Below are 18402 nucleotides of genomic sequence, written 5' to 3'. Positions count from 1 at the left end.
TGTGTGTATTTTTGTTATGATCTTTCCGACACATCCAAGGATGTAAGGAGAGATTTTTTTGATTTTACTTGAAGTTATAAACATTAAAAAACATTATGGTGACCGTTTGATTCTCAATTTGCCGCACCTAACCATCTACACAGGTGACAAAATCGGGATTGTTGGTGATAATGGAGCCGGTAAAACAACGCTAATGGAGTTGCTCGCCGGGGCTTATGAACCAGAAGAAGGTACGATTCGACGCTTGTGCCCCATTTCTTATATACGCCAATTCTCACAGGAAAGTACTTTACCCAAAACAGAGCATTACTTTTTACCAGCCGATCGCCTCGAGCACGAAAAACTGAGCGGCGGTGAGCAAACCAGACTAAAAATTGACAATGCGCTATCCCGTCAGCATGAGATTTTGATGGCAGATGAGCCAACCAGCAACCTTGACCACGCGGGGATTAAGCTACTCACAAAACAACTGAAAACAGCTGAAACATTGGTACTCATCAGTCATGACCGCTGCCTGCTGGATGTAATTTGTAACCGTATTTTCGAAATTCATAACGGAATCGTAACGGAGTACCCCGGTAATTACACTTCCTATGCTCAGCAGAAACAGGCGCTCAGCATACGGGCGGAATTTGAATACCGGCAATATGCAGATGAACGGACGAGACTGCAAAAATCGATTATTGGGTCTCGAGAGCATGCAAAAGGGATTCGCAAAGCACCAAAACGCATGGGGAATTCCGAAGCACGCCTGCACAAACGAGAATCCACAGAGATTGCGAAAAAGCTGCATAAAAGTACACAGGCTTTGCAATCTCGTTTGGAGAGACTCGAAGAAAAAGAAAAGCCACGAGAATTGCCCCGTATTCAGCTTGATTTTTCGCTGACCCAGCCACCGCAGAACAAAATTGTGATTACCTGCCAAGGGCTACAGTTTGGGTATGGAAAAAACACTCTGTTTGAAAATGCAAGCTTTGAAATTTCCAACCGAACACGCACAGCTCTGATTGGGAATAATGGTACGGGAAAAACCACTCTGTTCCAACTAATTACGCAGGGGAACTCGGCAATTCGGTGTGCTCCCAAAGTGCGATTGGGGTATTTTCGTCAAGACTTTGAGAACTTAGATGAAAGTAAAACCGTACTTGAAAATGCTTTGGCGCGCAGCGTTCAATCTGAGATTACGGTTCGAACCATCTTGGCTCGCCTGTTATTTCGTGGGGACACCGTACAGAAAAAAGCTGCTGTTCTCAGCGGCGGAGAAAAAATAAAGCTTTCGTTGGCACAGCTTTTGACATCGGATGCAAACGTACTCTTATTAGATGAACCAACCAATTACTTGGATGTGCAATCCATTGAAGCAGTTCAAGAAATATTATCCGATTACCCCGGCGTATTGCTTTTTGTCTCCCATGACGAGTCTTTTGTGAATGCGGTTGCGACACGTTTGCTGCTGATTGAAAAGAAGCAAATTCGTTCATTTACCGGAACTCTATCCGATTACCAGACACAAATGCGAGCTCCCCGCCCCAAGCCAGACGACGCACTTCGCATGGTGCTGGATACACGCCTCACACGCATTCTCTCGGAGCTCTCTTTGCCGGGAGCAAACCGTGAGGCTTTGGATGAAGAATATCGCTGTGTTTTGGAAGAGCTAAGGAATCTTCCCAATTGACTTCGTATTATTATATAGCATTATTCTGAGTAAAAATCTTCTGCACAATGGCACAGGGCTTGTCACTTGCACATTTTGCTATCTTCTGGGTAGCATCTGCGAGCAGACGAGAGCGCTCTAAAAATGACTGCCGACGGATGGGTTCCCCATTTGATTTCTTTATCGTAGCTAGGAGAGTGGGCATTTTTAATGGAGCGCCTTACCAGTAGCTTTCGTTTTCTGGCTTGGGGTCGTTCCCCAAACGGATTCCAAAGGCAGAGCTTTTGGTGAGTCTTTCCTCCTTTTCTTCTCATCAAGAAAAGGAGAGCCTGCCCCGGCTTGAGGGGCGAATGAAAAGAAAGAAGAAGCTCCCTGCGGTTATAACCGCTTTAAAAGTTTATATGTAAATAAGAAGTGTTGCGCTACGGCGTAAGCCATCTGCTGCCGCAGTATTTTTCCCCTCATGCTATGTGCTTTCTCTTGCTTTAGTAAAGATATTGTTATATAAGAAGTTTTGCGCTCTGGCGCAAGGCTTCTGCTGGCGCAGGACTTGCCCCTCATGCCGGGGCGGGCACCTACTTTCACGGAAGGGCGAAAGTAGGCAAAGGCCTTCCAAAGGGAGAGTATCGATTCTCTGCCTTTGGAATCCGAGTGAGCTCCCGCTCTGCTTCTGTTTTCCGCACAGGAAACAAGCCTGTGCGTTGCAGCTTATGTGTAAGGTTTTTTGTAACTGCTTATAAATTTAGAAAAAGAAATGTTGCGATACAGGTTTCTTCGGGCTGACGAGAGCGCTCTAAAAATGACCGCCGACCGATGGGTTCTCCATTTGATTTCTTTATCATAGCTAGGAGAGTGGGCATTTTTAATGGAGCGCCTTACCAGTAGCTTTTGTTTAACCGCTTGGGGGTCGTTCCCCAAGCGGAATCCAAAGGCAGAGCCTTTGGTGAGTCTTTTCGCCTTTTTTCCTCATCGAGAAAAGGAGAGCCTGCCCCGGCTTGAGGGGAATATCTCTGTGGCGGCAGAAGCTATAATATCTCTCAATTAATATCTATTAAAGTATTGCGATATGCACAGGGTTCCTGCTATGAACACAACTACCCATGGCTACCAATATAAGTCATCATCAAACACCGGCGGGGGCGTTAAAATATTCCAATGTGTTACCTTCCATGAATCATCTTCAACTGGTTTATTTTGATCATCTACCCAACCAAGTCCGGTCTCATACCTCGCCGTCATAGGTTTAATCTCTTTTAATTGGGAATTGTACAGGCAAACCAATACCCATACAAAAGCAAGGGAACCATCTTCATTATAGCGTTTTGGTGGCCTTTTTCCGCTTTTCCAGTGAAAAGGATTCTTGGGCATTTCGTGATAGGTTGCAGTTACACCATCGCTTACTCCAAGAATGTTCTCCATCTCTTCCTCGTCCATTTTCACACTCTCCATAATTATATTTTTATATTAATTATAAATTATTTATTGTCGAAAATCAACACAACAGATACTCGGAGATTACTAGGGTTTAGAAATGCAAAAAAGCCCTCCCGAATGGGAGGGCTTCTTCTATTACGAATCGAAACAGTTCGATTAGATCAACTCAATGATTGCCATTTCAGCTGCGTCGCCGCGGCGCGGGCCAATCTTTGTGATGCGGGTATATCCGCCCTTACGGTCGGCATATTTGGGGGCAATCTCAGTAAACAGCTTGTGGGTCACGTCTTCTTTCGTAATGAAAGAAAGTGCCATACGCTGGTTATGCAGATTGTTCTCCTGAGCCAGGGTAATCATTTTCTCAGTGAGAGAACGAACCTCTTTGGCGCGGGTTACAGTGGTCTCAATTTTGCCATTCTCAAGCAAAAAGGTAACCATGCCTCTCAGCATCGCAGTTCTATGAGCAGTATCTCTTCCGAGCTTTCTGGTTCCAGGCATCGAAATATCACTCCTTTTACCTTAGGTTGCAAGTTATTTGCTATCCGTTATTCGTCTTCCTTACGCAGGCTGAAGCCGAGGGAAGCCATCTTCCACACAACTTCTTCTAAAGACTTGCGGCCAAGGTTGCGAACCTTCATCATGTCTTCTTCAGACTTGTTAATGAGGTCTTCAACCGTATTAATGCCGGCGCGCTTGAGGCAGTTAAAGGAACGTACGGAAAGATCCAGCTCTTCGATGGTCATCTCCAGTACTTTTTCCTTACCCTTCTCATCCTTCTCCACCATAATCTCTGTGCTGCTGCCCTTGTCAGACAGGTCCACAAACAGATTCAGGTGTTCAGTCAGCACTTTAGCAGCCAAAGAGACCGCCTCCTGTGCGCTGATTACGCCGTTGGTCCACACGTCCATCGTCAGTTTATCGTAATCGATACTCTGGCCAACGCGGGTATTTGCGACATTGTAATTCACTTTTAAAACCGGGGTATAAATAGAATCGATCGGAAGTTCACCAATCACGCTGCTGTTGCTGCCGCCACGCATGTTTGCCTTGTTTTTCTCGGCAGGAACATAGCCGCGGCCTTTATCCAGAGTAAGCTCCATATAAAGCTTGGCGCCATCGGACAGAGTGGCGATATGCATATCGGGATTCAGAATCTCCACTTCACTGTCGCATTTAATGGAATTCGCTGTCACTTCGCCGGGGCCCTCTGCGCTGATTTCAACGGTTTTGGGGCCGTCGCAGTGCAGCTTTGCAGTTAATCCCTTAATATTCAGTACGATCTCGGTGACATCCTCTTTCACGCCGGGAATTGTGGAAAACTCGTGCAGAACACCGTCTATTTTAATAGAGGTAACAGCTACACCCGGAAGGCTGGAAAGCAGCACACGGCGCAGGCTATTGCCCAGCGTAGTGCCAAATCCCCTTTCGAGCGGCTCCACAACAAATATGCCATGGGTTCCGTCACTGGATAACTCTTCTGTTTCGATTTTTGGCTTTTCGATCTCAATCATCAGCGAACCTCCTTCACACATAAGCAAATTGCTTTGCCGTCATGTACACTAGCCTTGCGCAAAGGCATTACTTGGAGTACAACTCAACGATGAGAGTCTCGTCAACTGCCAGCTCAATGTCCTCACGCTCGGGGAATGCCAGAACTTTGGATTCCAGAGTGTTGCGGTTGAGTTCCAACCACTTGGGTACAGGGCGGGAAGCGTTCGCCTCCAGCACAGCCTTGATTTTCTCGCTGCTGCGGCTGGACTCTTTAATGGAAATAACCTCACCCGGTTTTGTCAGGTAAGAGGGAATATCTACACGCTTGCCATTGATGGTGAAGTGACCGTGAACGACCAGCTGGCGTGCTTCTGCACGAGAGCTGCCCCAGCCCGAACGGTACACAACGTTGTCAAGGCGGCTCTCAAGAATTCCGAGCAGAGCATCGCCGGTCTTGCCTTCCATGCGGGTAGCCATATCATAGTAGCCTCTGAACTGGCTCTCCAAAACACCATAAAAGCGCTTTGTCATCTGCTTTGCACGCAGCTGCAGGCCATACTCAGAAGTCTTCTTGCGGCCCTGACCATGCTGGCCGGGGGCATAAGCTCTACGGCTTACTCCGCACTTTTCTGTGTAGCAGCGCTCGCCCTTCAAAAAGAGCTTCTGGCCTTCGCGGCGGCACAGCTTGCACACAGCCTCTGTATATCTTGCCATAATAAGGTTGCACCTCCTAAAAAATCGGTTTTAAACTAAACGCGTCTTCTCTTGGGCGGGCGGCATCCGTTGTGGGGGATGGGGGTAACATCTTTAATCATGCTAACCTCAAGCCCGGCACCCTGGAGCGCGCGAATTGCGGCTTCACGGCCAGCGCCCGGTCCCTTTACGAAAACCTCTACCGATTTCATACCATGCTCCATCGCAATTTTAGCAGCGGTTTCTGCTGCAGACTGCGCGGCAAAGGGAGTGGACTTTCTGGAGCCTCTAAAGCCCAGCTCACCAGAGCTGGCCCAGGAGATTGCATTTCCCTGCACATCGGTAATGGTAACAATTGTATTGTTGAAAGTAGACTGAATGTGAGCAGCACCGCGCTCGATGTTCTTGCGTTCGCGGCGTCTGCGGACTGCGGTAGTTTTCTTACCGCCTTTTTGTGCTGCCATCTGAGTAATCCCTCCTGACTTCGCTTATTTCTTCTTGTTTGCCATTGTTTTTCTCGGGCCCTTGCGAGTGCGGGCATTCGTCTTAGAACGCTGGCCACGAACGGGCAGGCCCTTGCGATGACGGATTCCGCGGTAGCAGCCGATTTCAATCAATCGTTTAATATCAAATGCCACGTCGCGGCGAAGGTCGCCTTCTACACGGCAGTTGTGGTCAATATATTCTCTCAGCTTTGCGGTGTCGTCTTCAGACAAATCGCGAACGCGGGTGTCGGGGTTAACACCGGTTGCCTTCAGAATATCTTTGGCTGTTTTGTTGCCAATTCCAAAAATATAGGTAAGCCCAATTTCAATACGTTTGTCTCTGGGCAAATCGATACCTGATATACGCGCCATACTGGTTGCACCTCCATAAGATCAAATTACGCCATCAGCCCTGGCGCTGTTTATGCTTGGGATTCTCACAAATAACCATGATCTTTCCCTTGCGCTTAATGATTTTGCACTTCTCGCAAATTTTCTTTACAGAAGGTCTGACTTTCATTCTGTGCGCCCTCCTTGACGAAGTCGTTTCAACAAATCGGATTTCACTGGTTTTATTTCGAACGCCAAGTAATACGTCCACGCGTTAGGTCATAGGGAGAAAGCTCCAATGTAACCTTATCGCCAGGCAGAATGCGGATGAAATTCATACGCAGCTTACCAGAAATATGCGCTAGTATTATATGACCGTTCGGCAGCTCCACATTAAACATCGCGTTCGGCAGAGCCTCTGTTACGGTACCCTCAATTTCGATAACATCTTGTTTTGACATAAATCAGCATAACCTCCTCTTGCAGAAATCAGCTGTCCTGCGAAAAGCGCCGCAGGGCGCAGCGGATTTCACGGTTGGTGTTCATCGAGCTAAGCAGGGTGTTTGTCGCGGCAAGGTGAATCAGGTTCTTGCGCTTGGGTTTTTCCAGCGGGCGGCGTTTGCCATCGCAGAGAATAACCTCTTTGCCACAAACCTCCAGCACCACTAAAAACTCACCCTTGTCGCGCCCTCGCAATGACCGGACAACAAGCCCTCTAACAAAATCCATCCTGATTCCCCTTAATCCGGTAAGGTCAAAATGACAGGACCATCGGCTGTAACGGCAATGGAATGCTCATAGTGAGCAGCCAGCTTACCATCTGTTGTAACGGTGGTCCAGCCGTCAGATAATGTTTTGACGGTATGCACTCCGGCATTCACCATTGGCTCAATGGCTATTGTCATGCCAGGTAACAATCGCACGCCCCGGCCGGGTGTGCCAAAATTCGGTACGCTAGGATCTTCGTGCAGCTTCGCGCCTACTCCGTGGCCGACAAAATCGCGTACCACCGAGTAACCGCGTGCTTCGACATACGTTTGCACCGCATGGCCAATATCGCCAACCCGGTTACCGGCCTTCGCGGCCTTTATTCCTTCGTAAAGGCTTTCCCGGGTGGTATCCATCAGGCGCTGTGCTTCAGGGGAAACGTCTCCGCACGCAAATGTGTAGGCGTTGTCACCGGTAAAGCCTTCATAAAAAGCGCCGATGTCGATGCTGACAATATCACCTTGCTTCAGAATTACATCCTTGCTTGGTATGCCATGGATAACCACATTATTTACCGAAATGCAGGCGCTGGCCGGAAACCCGCCGTATCCCAGAAAAGAAGGCGTTGCACCCTCGCTCTCGATATAACGGCGGACTACGCGGTCGATTTCCCAGGTTGAAACACCGGGTTCGACCGCCTGGCCTGCCAGTTTTAAAGCATTGGCTGAAATTTTACCGGCTACTCGCATTGCTGCAAGCTCACGGCTGGTTTTAAGCACAATCATGATTGCGCCTCTTCCAGCAAAGAAAGTATTTTACGGGTTGTATCCGCAATACCTTCTCCTCCTTCAACAATCAACAGCTTACCTTGCTTCTGGTAGTACTCCTTCAGCGGTTCTGTCTGATCATGGTAAACCTTCAACCGTTTAATTACCGTTTCGGTCTGGTCATCCTGACGCTGAGAAAGGGTGCCTGCACACTTATCGCAAACGCCATCTACCTTGCTCGGCTTATGCTGAACGTGGTAGATTGCGCCGCATTTATCGCATACACGGCGTCCGGATATTCTGGCAACGATGTCTTCATCAGTCACTTCAATATCGATGACCTTGTCAATCGCAAACCCCATTTTATCCAGAGCCTCGGCCTGAACGATGGTTCTCGGGAAACCGTCCAGGATAAATCCATTTTCACAGTCGCCCTTGGCCAATCTCTCCTCGATGATACCAATTACAATCTCATCTGGTACTAACTGACCTGCTTCCATGTAGGACTTTGCTTTCCGGCCCATTTCAGTGCCGCTTTTCAGCGCTTCTCGAATTATCGTTCCCGTAGAAATGGCGGGAATAGACAAACGCTCGCAGATTACCTCAGCCTGCGTGCCCTTGCCGGCGCCCGGAGCGCCAAGAAGTATGATTTTCATAATCCTTTTCCCTCTCTCCCCATGTTGTTTTCAAAAGCCTACCTGTCAATCAAGAAAGCCCTTGTAATGGCGCATCATCATCTGAGACTCCATCTGTTTGACTGTATCCAGAGCGACGCCTACCAAAATGATAAGAGAGGTACCGCCCAGAGACATGTTATGCATACCTGTTGCCGCACCATAAATGATGGGCATTAGGGCAATGACAGCCAGGAACAAAGCGCCAATCAGGGTAAGCTTGGAAAGGATTCTAGAAATAAAATCGGAGGTCGGCTTGCCGGGGCGTACGCCCGGAATCGTACCGTTGCTTTGACGAAGATTATTGGCCATTTCAATCGGATTATACTGAATGGTAACATAGAAATACGCAAACATTACAATCAAAATGAAATACACAACCGAATACATCCAGCCGGTAGAGGAGAAAGCATCCAGAAAACCTTTCCAGAAGCCGCTCTTCGGGTTTGTGAACAGCTGAATGGTGCTGGGAATGGCCAAGATTGAGCTTGCGAAGATGATTGGCATAACGCCGGACATCGCAACCTTAATCGGAATATGGCTGGACTGACCGCCGTACATTTTGCGACCCACCATGCGCTTTGCATATTGAATCGGAATCCGGCGCTCGGAGTTGTTCATAAGAACAATGAACCAAATAACCGCCAGGAACAAAAGAACGAAAATCGGTACAAACGCATAATACTTGCCATATGTGGAAGGATCCTGATTTGCAATTTGCAGGTATTTGCCCAGTGTACTAATGGTATGCGGCATACGAGCCACAATGCCAGAGAACAACAGAATGGAGATACCATTGCCAATACCGTACTTATTCACCTGCTCACCCATCCACATCATCAACGCCGTACCGGCAGTGAAGGTGAAGATGATAACCACAGCGGAGAAGGTCTGCTCCCAACCCTTGTTAAACATGGTAATGGGGGTGCCCTCAAAAGAGCTGTTATGCAGATAGAAGTAGTAAGCGGTACCTTGAATCAGGCCCAGCACAACGGTTACATAACGGGTAATGGCGGCAATCTTCTTGCGGCCCTCTTCACCCTCCTTAGCCAGGCGCTCCAAGGGAGGCAGGGCTACCGTCAACAGCTGCAAAATAATGGAGCTGTTAATGTAGGGTGTAACGCTCATGGCAAACAGGGTGGCATTCGCAAAGGCACCGCCAGAGAGCATATCTAAATACCCCAGCGCATTGCCCGACTCGCCAACCTGGCCCATTAAACCCTGAAGGGCTTCTACGTTCAGGAAGGGCACCGTAATAACGGCGCCAAACCGGAACACAACGATTATGAACAGTGTAAACAGAATTTTTTTACGCAGATCGGGAATTGCCCAGGCGTTCTTCATTGTGGAAAACAACTCAGATCACCTCTGCCTTCCCACCGGCAGCCTCAATCTTCTGCTTTGCCGCTTCAGAGAAGGACGTTGCCTTTACTGTCAAGCTCTTCGTGAGCTTGCCGTTTGATAGAATCTTCACTCCGTCAAAGGAATTTCTCACGATGCCGGCATCCAGCAATGCCTGAATGTCTACAACAGCGCCATTGTCAAAGGACTCAAGCGTACCAACGTTGATTGCAACGATGTCCTTTGCAAAAATATTGACAAAGCCTCTTTTCGGGATTCTTCTCTGCAAAGGCATTTGACCGCCTTCAAAACCAGCTCTGAATCCACGGCCGGATCTAGCCTTCTGGCCTTTGTGACCCTTGCCGGAGGTTTTGCCCCAACCGGAGCCATGTCCTCTGCCGATTCTACGGGCCTTTTGGGTGGACCCGGGTACTGCAGATAAGTCATGCAACTTCATTTACTCGCACCTCCTTGCTTACGCTTTGCTTACCTCGATGAGGTGGATAATTTTTGCCACCTTGCCTTTGGTCTGAGGATTATCGGGCTGCGAAGTGCAGTCGCCGATTTTATGCAAACCAAGGGACTGAGCGGTCGCAATCTGGTCCTTGTGGCTGCCAATGAGGCTCTTAACCAACTTGATATGAATCTGTGCCATATTGCTGCCCCCCTTGTTACAGAATCTCTTTTGCAGATTTACCGCGAATCGCAGCAACCTCTTCAGCAGTGCGCAGTTCAGCAAGACCTTCGATGGTCGCACGAACTACGTTGCAAGGGTTGTTGGAGCGCAGTGCTTTTGTACGAATATCTTTAATACCAGCAGATTCTACCACTGCACGAACCGCGCCACCAGCGATAACACCGGTACCGGGTGCGGCGGGCTTCATCAGCACACGGCCTGCACCGTATGCGCCGATAACTTCGTGAGGAATTGTGCTGCCACGCAGAGAAACCTTAATCAGGTTCTTCTTGGCGTCCTCAATTCCCTTACGGATGGAATCCGGAACTTCGCCTGCTTTACCAATACCGAAACCTACTGTTCCGTTGCCGTCACCAACAACTACCAAAGCAGCGAATTTGAAAATACGGCCGCCCTTTACGGTTTTAGATACGCGGTTAATAGCAACAACACGCTCTTTTAAATCCAGAGTAGATGCGTCAATTCTAGCCAAAAGTATTCCTCCTTCTCTTAGAACTTGAGGCCGCCCTCGCGGGCGCCTTCGGCCAGCTCTTTGACACGGCCGTGGAAAATATAACCGCCGCGGTCAAATACGACCTCGGTGATCCCCTTCTCAGCCGCGCGCTTAGCAATCAGCTCGCCAACCTTCTTTGCGGCTTCTTTGTTTCCGCCATTGCCAGTAAACTCTTTGTCCAGTGTGGAAGCTGCTGCGAGAGTAACCCCCGCAACATCGTCGATAATCTGGGCATAGATGTTCTTGGCGGAGCGGAATACATTCAGGCGTGGGCGCTCTGCAGTGCCCGAAACCTTGCCGCGCACACGACGGTGGCGGTTCAGCCTGGCTTTATTTGTATCAGCCTTGTTCACCATTTTGATTCACTCTCCTTCAGTTACTTCTTAGAGCCCTTACCGGCCTTGCCTTCCTTACGGCGGACATATTCACCAACATAACGAATACCCTTGCCCTTATACGGCTCCGGCGGACGTTTCTCGCGGACTTCCGCGGCAAACTGGCCAACCTTCTGCTTGTCAATACCATGAATGATAATCTTGTTGGGCGTAGGAGCTTCAATTTGAATCTCGTCATTTTCAGACACGATTACCTGATGGGAATAACCCAGGTTCATAACCAGGTCCTTACCCTGCTTTTGTACACGGTAACCAACACCCAAAACGTCGAGCTCCTTCTTAAAGCCCTCCGTTACGCCAACTACCATGTTGTGCAGCAGCGTACGGGTCAGGCCGTGCAAAGCACGGTTATCCTTATCATCGTTCGGGCGGGTTACGAGAAGCTCGTTGCCCTCCTGAGATATCGTCATGTTCGGGTGGAACTGCTGAGTCAGCGTTCCCTTAGCACCCTTAACAGTAACAACGTTGCCATCGATTTTCACATCGACACCAGCGGGAATATTTATGGGTTTTCTTCCAATTCGCGACATAGTTGCACCCCCTTGTTTACCAAATAAACGCTAGAACTTCGCCGCCAACGTTTTCTTTACGAGCCTGACGATCTGTCATAATGCCCTTAGAAGTTGAGATGACCGCGATGCCAAGGCCCTTGAGAACCTTTGGCAGATCTTCTGCGTTGGAATAGATGCGCAGGCCGGGTTTCGACACTCTGCGCAAGCCTTTAATGACGGGGGTTTTGCCCTCGCCGTACTTCAGATTCACTTTCAGAATCCCCTGTTTGCCGTCCTCGATCACCGTGTAGTTCTTTACATATCCCTCTTCAACTAGAATCTTGATAATAGATTCTTTCATGTTGCTCTTGGGAATCTGAACGGAATCGTGTTTCGCAGCATTCGCGTTGCGAATACGGGTGAGCAAATCAGCAATTGTATCTGTAATCTGCATACCGTTCCCTCCTTTGCTTTACCAGCTGGCTTTTTTCACGCCCGGGATCTCACCCTTATGGGCAAGCTCACGGAAGCATATGCGGCAAATCCCGAATTTACGGAGATAAGCATGCGGCCGACCGCAAATTTTGCAGCGGTTATGCTCCCTGGAGGAAAATTTCGCCGTCCTCTGTTGTTTGATAATCATCGATGTTTTGGCCACAATAATCCCTCCTTATCTCGCAAACGGAGCACCCATAAGCGTTAATAGCTCGCGGGACTCTTCGTCGGTTTTTGCGGTGGTTACGAAGCAGATATCCATTCCACGTACCTTGTCGATTTTATCATACTCGATTTCGGGGAAAATCAACTGCTCCTTAATGCCCATGTTGTAGTTGCCGCGTCCGTCAAAGGAATTCGGGTTAATGCCTCTAAAGTCTCTAACGCGAGGCAATGCGACGTTGAAGAAACGGTCGAGGAACTCATACATGTTCTCGCCTCTAAGCGTAACCTTAACACCGATATTCATGCCTTCACGCAACTTAAAGTTTGCAACAGATTTCTTTGCTTTGCAAACCTGAGGCCGCTGGCCGGTAATCGCTGCAATGTCAGTCATAATGGCGTCGATTACCTTAGAATTGTCACGGGCCTCACCGGCGCCTACATTAATGACTATTTTGTCGAGCTTGGGGATCTCCATCACACTCTTGTAGCTGAATTTCTTCATGAGCGCGGGCGAGACCTCCTGCTTGTAAAACTCCTTCAGTCTGGCCATGTCCTATCTTTCCTCCCTTACAGCGACTCGCCGCATTTTACGCAAACGCGGTCTTTGGTGCCGTCCTCATAGAGCTTATGCGCAACACGAGTGGGCTTTCCGCAGCGAGGGCAAACGATCTGAACCTTGCAGGCGTACAGAGCGCCCTCGGCCTTTACGAGTCCACCCGGGGCACCCATTTTGCGGGGCTTTACATGCTTGGTTACCATGTTGCGGCCCTCAACGATTACTTTACCCTCTTTGGGGCTAACCGCTAGAACCTTTCCCTGCTTGCCGCGCTCTTTGCCGCTCAAAATGATGACGGTGTCACCAGTTTTTACATGAACTTTGTTATTCATTAGTGAACACCTCCATTACAGTACTTCCGGGGCAAGGCTTAAGATTTTCAGGTAATCTTTATCGCGCAATTCTCTGGCAACAGGCCCAAAGATACGCGTGCCCCTGGGGTTTTTATCATCTTTAATCAGAACCGCCGCATTCTCGTCGAAGCGGATATAGGTTCCGTCTTGGCGGCGAACGCCAAAAGCGGTACGAACAATAACCGCTTTAACAACGTCGCCTTTTTTAACAACGCCGCCGGGTGCTGCTTTTTTAACGGAAGCCACCACAACGTCGCCAATATTGGCATACCTTCTGCCGGTGCCGCCCAGCACGCGAATGCACATAAGCTCTTTCGCGCCGGTGTTATCGGCAACCTTGAGGTAAGTCTGCTGTTGTATCACAGTGCGTTCCTCCTTCGCTCAAAGCTACTTATTTGGCTTTCTCAATAATTTCAACAAGACGCCATCTTTTTTCTTTGGAAAGGGGACGGGTCTCCATCACACGCACACGGTCACCGATGTTGCACTCATTGTTCTCATCATGTGCCTTCAGTTTTACGGTACGCTTGATAATCTTATTGTAAAGCGGATGCTTCACGCTGTCTTGGATAGCGACAACGACGGTTTTGTCCATCTTATTGCTGACGACCTTTCCGACGTTGGTTTTTCTCATATTTCTGTCACTCACAGCTTAATCCTCCCTTCCCATTACGCTTTCGCGCTGTCCTTCAGCTCATTGTCACGCAGAATTGTCTTAATGCGGGCAATGTCCTTTTTGACAGCGGAAATTCGCATCGGGTTGTCAAGCTGATTAATGGCAAGCTGAAAACGCAGGTTGAAAAGCTCTTCTTTGAGATCCTTCAGCTTGCTTTGCAGCTCTTCGGTTGTCAACTCTCTAATCTCTGCGGCCTTCATGATTGCTCACCACCCGTTTCTTCCTTCTTGACAAACTTGCACTTAATCGGCAGCTTGTTTGCAGCAAGGCGCATTGCCTCTCTAGCGGTTTCTTCAGCTACGCCGCCAATTTCAAACATAACTCTGCCGGGCTTAACAACAGCCACCCAATACTCAGGTGCGCCTTTACCGGAACCCATGCGGGTCTCTGCCGGCTTCTTGGTAACAGGCTTATCCGGGAAAATCTTGATCCAGACTTTACCGAATCTCTTTGTGTAACGGGTCATTGCAATACGGGCAGCCTCAATCTGGTTCGAGGTGATCCAGGCGGGCTCAGTAGCCTGCAGGCCGAAATCGCCGTATGCGACCTTGCTTCCGCGATATGCTTTACCGGTCATACGACCACGGTGCACTCTGCGGTATTTCACACGTTTAGGCAGCAACATTATTTATTGCCTCCTTCCCTCTTGGGCTTGCGGTTATCATGAAGAACCTCGCCTCTGTAGATCCACACCTTTACGCCAATACGGCCATAGGTGGTAGCAGCCTCGGCAAAACCGTAGTCGATGTCTGCACGGATGGTCTGCAGCGGGATAGTACCCTCATGGTAGTGCTCAGTACGGGCAATTTCAGCACCGCCCAAACGGCCGGAAACCTGAGTTTTAATACCCTTTGCGCCGAGCTTCATAGCGCGGCCCATGCACTGCTTCATTGCACGGCGGAACGAAATTCTCTTTTCGAGCTGCTGAGCAATGTTTTCAGCAACGAGCTGTGCGTTCAAATCGGGGGATTTCACCTCAACGATATTGATGGATACCGGCTTACCCAGCATCGCTTCGCACTGTACACGCAGCTTTTCAATCTCTGCGCCGCCCTTGCCAATGACCATGCCGGGCTTTGCGCAATGGATGTGAACGCGAACCTTAGAAGCGTCACGCTCAATCTCAATTTTCGGAACACCCGCGGAAGCGAGCTGCTTCTTCAGTGTTTTACGCAGCTTGTAATCCTCGACCAGGGTGTCGCCAAAGACATTGTCCTTCGCGAACCAGCGGGAATCCCAATCTTTAATTACGCCCACACGAAAGCCGTGTGGATTGATTTTCTGGCCCATAGTTTACCTCCTCCGCTATTCTTTTTCCTTGAGCACGAGGGTAACGTGCGAAGTTCTTTTCAAAATTCTGAACGCGCGACCCTGCGCTCTGGGGCGAATGCGCTTGAGGATCGGGCCAGGGCTGACGAAGCACTGTGCAACGTACAGTCTGGTAACGTCCATGTTATGGTTATTCTCAGCATTAGCAATGGCCGACTTCAGCAACTTCTGAAGGTCTTCAGTTGCGGCCTTTGGGGTATGCTTCAGGATAGCCATTGCAAGCTCTGTATCCTTGCCCCGGATCAAATCCAGCACAATTGACACTTTGCGGGGAGAAATACGGGCGTATTTCAAATAAGCCCTTGCTTCCATTGTATACACTCCTTTCGGCCTTATCGGGTAGTTTTGGATCCGGCGTGACCTTTAAAGGTTCTGGTGGGGGCAAACTCACCGAGCTTGTGCCCAACCATATCTTCGGTAACATAAACCGGAACATGCTTGCGGCCGTCATGGACGGCAATGGTATGACCGACGAAATCCGGGAAAATAATCGAAGCTCTGCTCCAGCTTTTGATGATCTTCTTTTCACCGGCGGCGTTCATCTCTTGAATCCTTTTCAGCAGGATAGGCTGAACATAAGGACCCTTTTTCACACTTCTGCTCATCAGTTAAGCTCCTTTCTGTCCGCCTTACTTACTGTTTCTGCGCTTCACGATAAACTTATCGGAGCGGTTCTTCTTAGAACGAGTCTTGTAACCCAGTGCAGGTTTACCCCAGGGGGTAACAGGGCCGGGACGACCAACGGGAGATTTACCTTCACCACCACCGTGGGGGTGATCGTTCGGGTTCATAACAGATCCGCGAACGGTGGGACGCCAACCCATGTGACGCTTACGACCGGCTTTACCGATCTTTACGTTCTCGTGGTCGAGGTTGCTGACCTGGCCAATGGTAGCCATGCACAGCTGAGAAACGTTGCGAAGCTCGCCGGAAGGCAAACGAAGCAGCGCCATCCCATTTTCCTTTGCCATAAGCTGAGCCTGGTTACCAGCAGAACGAGCCAGCTGGCCGCCCTTGCCGGGGTAAAGCTCAACGTTGTGGATAAAGGTACCAGTGGGGATATTTGCAAGCGGCAATGCATTGCCGGGCTTAATATCTGCACCTGCACCGGAAACGATTGTGTCGCCAACTTTCAGACCGTGGGGAGCAATGATATAGCTCTTCTGGCCATCCTCGTACTGAACGAGTGCAATGAAAGCGGAACGGTTCGGATCATACTCTAAAGTAAGAACCGTGGCCGGAATGTCTGCTTTCTGGCGCTTAAAATCGATTACGCGGTACTTCTTGCGGTTTCCGCCTCCGCGATGGCGAACCGTAATTCTGCCATAGCTGTTACGGCCGGACTTTTTATTCAGCGGCTCCAACAGGCTCTTCTCGGGGCCCTTCTTGGAGAGCTTAGAATAATCTGTTACCGACATATTGCGGCGACCCGCGGTCGTCGGTTTATAGTTAATAATAGGCATTCGGTTTCACACTCCTTGTTGTGGCTTTGCGGGGATTCGCAAAATCCCCATACGTTGCCCCTGCCTCAGGATAGGCAGGATTCTGTATTCTAGCGACAATATCGAAAAACGATATTACATCATACCCTCGAAGAATTCGATCGGCTTGCTGTCTTCGGTTAGAGCAACAACTGCTTTCTTCCAAGCAGCGGTGTAGCCCTGGGTTCTGCCCTGGCGGCGCAGATGCCCGCGAACATGCAATGTGTTCACTTTAGCAACCTTGACTTTAAAAAGCTCCTCGACAGCGCGCGCAATATCAATTTTAGTAGCATTGCGGGCAACCTCGAAGGTGTACTTCTTATCGCTAATGGTGCTCATGCTTTTTTCTGTAATGATCGGGCGGATGACAATCTCATGTGCAGTCATTACGCATACACCTCCTCGATCTTGGCCACAGCATCCTTGAGCACGATGAACTTATCGGCATTGAGGATGTCATAGACATTCAGAGTATTTACGGTGGCTGTTTTCACGCCCTGCAGGTTTGCTGCGGATGCAATGACCTTCTTATTCTCTTCAGGGAGAACAATCAAAGCCTTCTTGTCAGCGCCGAGCGCCTGAAGCATGGAAACGATCACCTTTGTTTTGTATTCATCCATTGCAATTTGGTCAAGAACAATGATCTCATTGTCAATCACCTTGCTGGAGAAAGCAGATTTCATGGCAAGACGGCGAACCTTCTTGTTCACGGTATATCTGTAGTCGCGGGGCTTCGGTGCAAATACGACACCGCCGTGTCTCCACTGAGGAGCGCGGATGGAGCCCTGTCTTGCGTGGCCGGTACCCTTCTGGCGCCAGGGTTTTCTGCCGCCGCCGGCAACCTCCGCGCGAGTCAGCGCAGACTGTGTGCCTTGGCGTTGATTTGCCAGATAGTTTTTCACCAGCTGATGCATTACTGCGACATTGGGTTCAATTCCGAATATAGCTTCAGAAAGCTCGATTTGTCCAACTTCCTTACCAGCCATATCAAGTACTGCTACTTTCGGCATTCTAATTCCTCCTTCCCTTACGCCTTCACGCTGTCGCGGATGACAACAACGCCGCCGTTAGGACCAGGGATAGCCCCTTTAATAGCGATCAAATTGTTTTCGGCATCTACCTTGACAACGGTCAAATTCTGAACGGTAACCTTTTCCGCACCCATGTGTCCAGCAGCCTTCAGGCCCTTAAACACTCTGGAGGGGCTGGAGTTGGCACCCAGAGAACCGCGGTGTCTGGCAACAGGGCCGGTACCGTGGGTTTCTTTCAGTCTCTGGAAGTTCCAGCGCTTAATCGCACCGGCGTAACCCTTACCCTTGCTTGTGCCGGAAACATCAACCTTGTCCCCTTTTTCGAAGACATCGGCCTTGATCAGGTCGCCTACGTTATAGGCGTCTGTGTTGGAGAGTCTGAACTCTTTCAGAGTTCTTTTGGGAGCTACGTCCGCTTTCGCGAAGTGGCCCTTCAGGGGCTTATTCAAACGGTTCAGCTTTCTGTCGCCAAAACCGACCTGAATTGCCGCGTAACCATCGTTATCTACTGTCTTTTTCTGCGAAACAACGCAGGGACCAGCTTCAACAACAGTGACGGGAACAACATTCCCCTTTTCATCGAAGATTTGCGTCATGCCAATCTTCTTGCCAATGATTGCTTTTTGCATGTTTTTACCTCCTATGCAGGTTATTGGTTGGTAT

33 protein-coding genes are annotated in these 18402 nt (G+C 49.4%); 1 reads left to right on the top strand and 32 read right to left on the bottom strand.

Annotated elements, in window-relative coordinates; all coding sequences use genetic code 11:
* The first annotated feature begins 58 nt into the window (after positions 1–58).
* A complete protein-coding gene (gene abc-f, locus CAN90_RS01095; RefSeq protein WP_085831989.1) occupies positions 59–1675 on the top strand; it encodes a ribosomal protection-like ABC-F family protein in 1617 nt (538 codons plus the stop codon).
* A gap of 1083 nt (positions 1676–2758) precedes the next feature.
* On the opposite strand, the gene CAN90_RS01085 is transcribed toward abc-f, so the two are convergent.
* From CAN90_RS01085 to rplC, 32 genes are all read right to left on the bottom strand, one after another.
* Entirely contained in the window at positions 2759–3088 is a 330-nt protein-coding gene (locus CAN90_RS01085) for a hypothetical protein (RefSeq protein WP_085831987.1), read from the bottom strand.
* A gap of 156 nt (positions 3089–3244) precedes the next feature.
* Complete coding sequence (gene rplQ, locus CAN90_RS01080; RefSeq protein ID WP_085831986.1) at positions 3245–3586, bottom strand: 50S ribosomal protein L17; 342 nt, start codon at positions 3584–3586, stop codon at positions 3245–3247.
* A gap of 47 nt (positions 3587–3633) precedes the next feature.
* The gene (locus CAN90_RS01075) at positions 3634–4599 is read right to left on the bottom strand and encodes a DNA-directed RNA polymerase subunit alpha (RefSeq protein WP_085831985.1); all 966 of its coding nucleotides are present in this window, start codon (positions 4597–4599) and stop codon (positions 3634–3636) included.
* 67 nt (positions 4600–4666) lie between these two features.
* Complete coding sequence (gene rpsD, locus CAN90_RS01070; protein ID WP_085831984.1) at positions 4667–5293, bottom strand: 30S ribosomal protein S4; 627 nt, start codon at positions 5291–5293, stop codon at positions 4667–4669.
* A gap of 35 nt (positions 5294–5328) precedes the next feature.
* Positions 5329–5736: a 30S ribosomal protein S11 gene (gene rpsK, locus CAN90_RS01065; RefSeq protein WP_009065718.1), complete on the bottom strand. Its 408-nt coding sequence runs from the start codon at positions 5734–5736 to the stop codon at positions 5329–5331.
* 24 nt (positions 5737–5760) lie between these two features.
* Positions 5761–6129, bottom strand: coding sequence for a 30S ribosomal protein S13 (rpsM, locus tag CAN90_RS01060; protein WP_085831983.1), 369 nt, complete (start codon positions 6127–6129; stop codon positions 5761–5763).
* A 34-nt stretch (positions 6130–6163) separates the two neighbouring features.
* Entirely contained in the window at positions 6164–6277 is a 114-nt protein-coding gene (gene rpmJ, locus CAN90_RS01055; RefSeq protein WP_009065749.1) for a 50S ribosomal protein L36, read from the bottom strand.
* Positions 6278–6329: 52 nt separating this feature from the next.
* A complete protein-coding gene (gene infA, locus CAN90_RS01050; protein ID WP_085831982.1) occupies positions 6330–6548 on the bottom strand; it encodes a translation initiation factor IF-1 in 219 nt (72 codons plus the stop codon).
* Positions 6549–6576: 28 nt separating this feature from the next.
* Complete coding sequence (locus CAN90_RS01045) at positions 6577–6816, bottom strand: KOW domain-containing RNA-binding protein (protein ID WP_085831981.1); 240 nt, start codon at positions 6814–6816, stop codon at positions 6577–6579.
* An 11-nt stretch (positions 6817–6827) separates the two neighbouring features.
* Positions 6828–7580 carry a type I methionyl aminopeptidase gene (map, locus tag CAN90_RS01040; protein ID WP_085831980.1) on the bottom strand — a complete coding sequence of 251 codons (753 nt, stop codon included), beginning with the start codon at positions 7578–7580 and terminating at the stop codon, positions 6828–6830.
* A complete protein-coding gene (locus CAN90_RS01035) occupies positions 7577–8218 on the bottom strand; it encodes an adenylate kinase (protein ID WP_085831979.1) in 642 nt (213 codons plus the stop codon). Before CAN90_RS01035 ends, map begins: the two co-directional genes overlap by 4 nt.
* Positions 8219–8263: 45 nt before the next feature.
* Positions 8264–9592 carry a preprotein translocase subunit SecY gene (gene secY, locus CAN90_RS01030; RefSeq protein WP_242953535.1) on the bottom strand — a complete coding sequence of 443 codons (1329 nt, stop codon included), beginning with the start codon at positions 9590–9592 and terminating at the stop codon, positions 8264–8266.
* Between the two features lies 1 nt (position 9593).
* Positions 9594–10034: a 50S ribosomal protein L15 gene (gene rplO, locus CAN90_RS01025; RefSeq protein ID WP_085831978.1), complete on the bottom strand. Its 441-nt coding sequence runs from the start codon at positions 10032–10034 to the stop codon at positions 9594–9596.
* Positions 10035–10052: 18 nt separating this feature from the next.
* Entirely contained in the window at positions 10053–10232 is a 180-nt protein-coding gene (gene rpmD / locus CAN90_RS01020) for a 50S ribosomal protein L30 (RefSeq protein ID WP_085831977.1), read from the bottom strand.
* Between the two features lie 16 nt (positions 10233–10248).
* Positions 10249–10746 carry a 30S ribosomal protein S5 gene (gene rpsE / locus CAN90_RS01015; RefSeq protein WP_085831976.1) on the bottom strand — a complete coding sequence of 166 codons (498 nt, stop codon included), beginning with the start codon at positions 10744–10746 and terminating at the stop codon, positions 10249–10251.
* Between the two features lie 17 nt (positions 10747–10763).
* Positions 10764–11123: a 50S ribosomal protein L18 gene (rplR, locus tag CAN90_RS01010; RefSeq protein ID WP_085831975.1), complete on the bottom strand. Its 360-nt coding sequence runs from the start codon at positions 11121–11123 to the stop codon at positions 10764–10766.
* 20 nt (positions 11124–11143) lie between these two features.
* The gene (gene rplF / locus CAN90_RS01005; RefSeq protein WP_085831974.1) at positions 11144–11692 is read right to left on the bottom strand and encodes a 50S ribosomal protein L6; all 549 of its coding nucleotides are present in this window, start codon (positions 11690–11692) and stop codon (positions 11144–11146) included.
* A 16-nt stretch (positions 11693–11708) separates the two neighbouring features.
* Positions 11709–12107, bottom strand: a complete 399-nt coding sequence (gene rpsH, locus CAN90_RS01000) for a 30S ribosomal protein S8 (protein ID WP_085831973.1) — start codon at positions 12105–12107, stop codon at positions 11709–11711.
* An 18-nt stretch (positions 12108–12125) separates the two neighbouring features.
* Entirely contained in the window at positions 12126–12311 is a 186-nt protein-coding gene (locus CAN90_RS00995; RefSeq protein ID WP_085831972.1) for a type Z 30S ribosomal protein S14, read from the bottom strand.
* A gap of 12 nt (positions 12312–12323) precedes the next feature.
* Positions 12324–12863 (bottom strand): 50S ribosomal protein L5, encoded by a 540-nt coding sequence (rplE, locus tag CAN90_RS00990; protein WP_085831971.1) that lies wholly within the window; start codon positions 12861–12863, stop codon positions 12324–12326.
* A gap of 17 nt (positions 12864–12880) precedes the next feature.
* Entirely contained in the window at positions 12881–13201 is a 321-nt protein-coding gene (rplX, locus tag CAN90_RS00985; RefSeq protein ID WP_009065525.1) for a 50S ribosomal protein L24, read from the bottom strand.
* A gap of 15 nt (positions 13202–13216) precedes the next feature.
* Positions 13217–13585, bottom strand: a complete 369-nt coding sequence (gene rplN, locus CAN90_RS00980; RefSeq protein ID WP_085831970.1) for a 50S ribosomal protein L14 — start codon at positions 13583–13585, stop codon at positions 13217–13219.
* A 28-nt stretch (positions 13586–13613) separates the two neighbouring features.
* Complete coding sequence (gene rpsQ, locus CAN90_RS00975; protein ID WP_187138272.1) at positions 13614–13871, bottom strand: 30S ribosomal protein S17; 258 nt, start codon at positions 13869–13871, stop codon at positions 13614–13616.
* 20 nt (positions 13872–13891) lie between these two features.
* Complete coding sequence (gene rpmC / locus CAN90_RS00970) at positions 13892–14098, bottom strand: 50S ribosomal protein L29 (RefSeq protein ID WP_085831969.1); 207 nt, start codon at positions 14096–14098, stop codon at positions 13892–13894.
* Positions 14095–14523, bottom strand: coding sequence for a 50S ribosomal protein L16 (gene rplP / locus CAN90_RS00965; protein WP_085831968.1), 429 nt, complete (start codon positions 14521–14523; stop codon positions 14095–14097). Before rplP ends, rpmC begins: the two co-directional genes overlap by 4 nt.
* Positions 14523–15188 (bottom strand): 30S ribosomal protein S3, encoded by a 666-nt coding sequence (gene rpsC, locus CAN90_RS00960; protein WP_009065761.1) that lies wholly within the window; start codon positions 15186–15188, stop codon positions 14523–14525. The genes rplP and rpsC overlap by 1 nt, the downstream gene beginning before the upstream one ends.
* Before the next feature lie 15 nt (positions 15189–15203).
* Positions 15204–15539: a 50S ribosomal protein L22 gene (gene rplV, locus CAN90_RS00955; protein ID WP_085831967.1), complete on the bottom strand. Its 336-nt coding sequence runs from the start codon at positions 15537–15539 to the stop codon at positions 15204–15206.
* A 20-nt stretch (positions 15540–15559) separates the two neighbouring features.
* The gene (rpsS, locus tag CAN90_RS00950) at positions 15560–15832 is read right to left on the bottom strand and encodes a 30S ribosomal protein S19 (protein WP_085831966.1); all 273 of its coding nucleotides are present in this window, start codon (positions 15830–15832) and stop codon (positions 15560–15562) included.
* A gap of 24 nt (positions 15833–15856) precedes the next feature.
* Positions 15857–16690 carry a 50S ribosomal protein L2 gene (gene rplB / locus CAN90_RS00945; protein WP_085831965.1) on the bottom strand — a complete coding sequence of 278 codons (834 nt, stop codon included), beginning with the start codon at positions 16688–16690 and terminating at the stop codon, positions 15857–15859.
* Positions 16691–16804: 114 nt separating this feature from the next.
* Positions 16805–17095: a 50S ribosomal protein L23 gene (gene rplW, locus CAN90_RS00940; protein WP_085831964.1), complete on the bottom strand. Its 291-nt coding sequence runs from the start codon at positions 17093–17095 to the stop codon at positions 16805–16807.
* Entirely contained in the window at positions 17095–17718 is a 624-nt protein-coding gene (gene rplD, locus CAN90_RS00935) for a 50S ribosomal protein L4 (RefSeq protein ID WP_085831963.1), read from the bottom strand. The genes rplW and rplD overlap by 1 nt, the downstream gene beginning before the upstream one ends.
* A 17-nt stretch (positions 17719–17735) precedes the next feature.
* The gene (gene rplC / locus CAN90_RS00930; RefSeq protein ID WP_085831962.1) at positions 17736–18368 is read right to left on the bottom strand and encodes a 50S ribosomal protein L3; all 633 of its coding nucleotides are present in this window, start codon (positions 18366–18368) and stop codon (positions 17736–17738) included.
* Positions 18369–18402 lie beyond the last annotated feature (34 nt).

This window comes from Clostridium merdae, assembly GCF_900176635.1.
Classification (GTDB): Bacteria; Bacillota; Clostridia; order Oscillospirales; family Acutalibacteraceae; genus Faecalispora; species Faecalispora merdae.
This window is presented reverse-complemented; position numbering and strand designations above follow the sequence as displayed.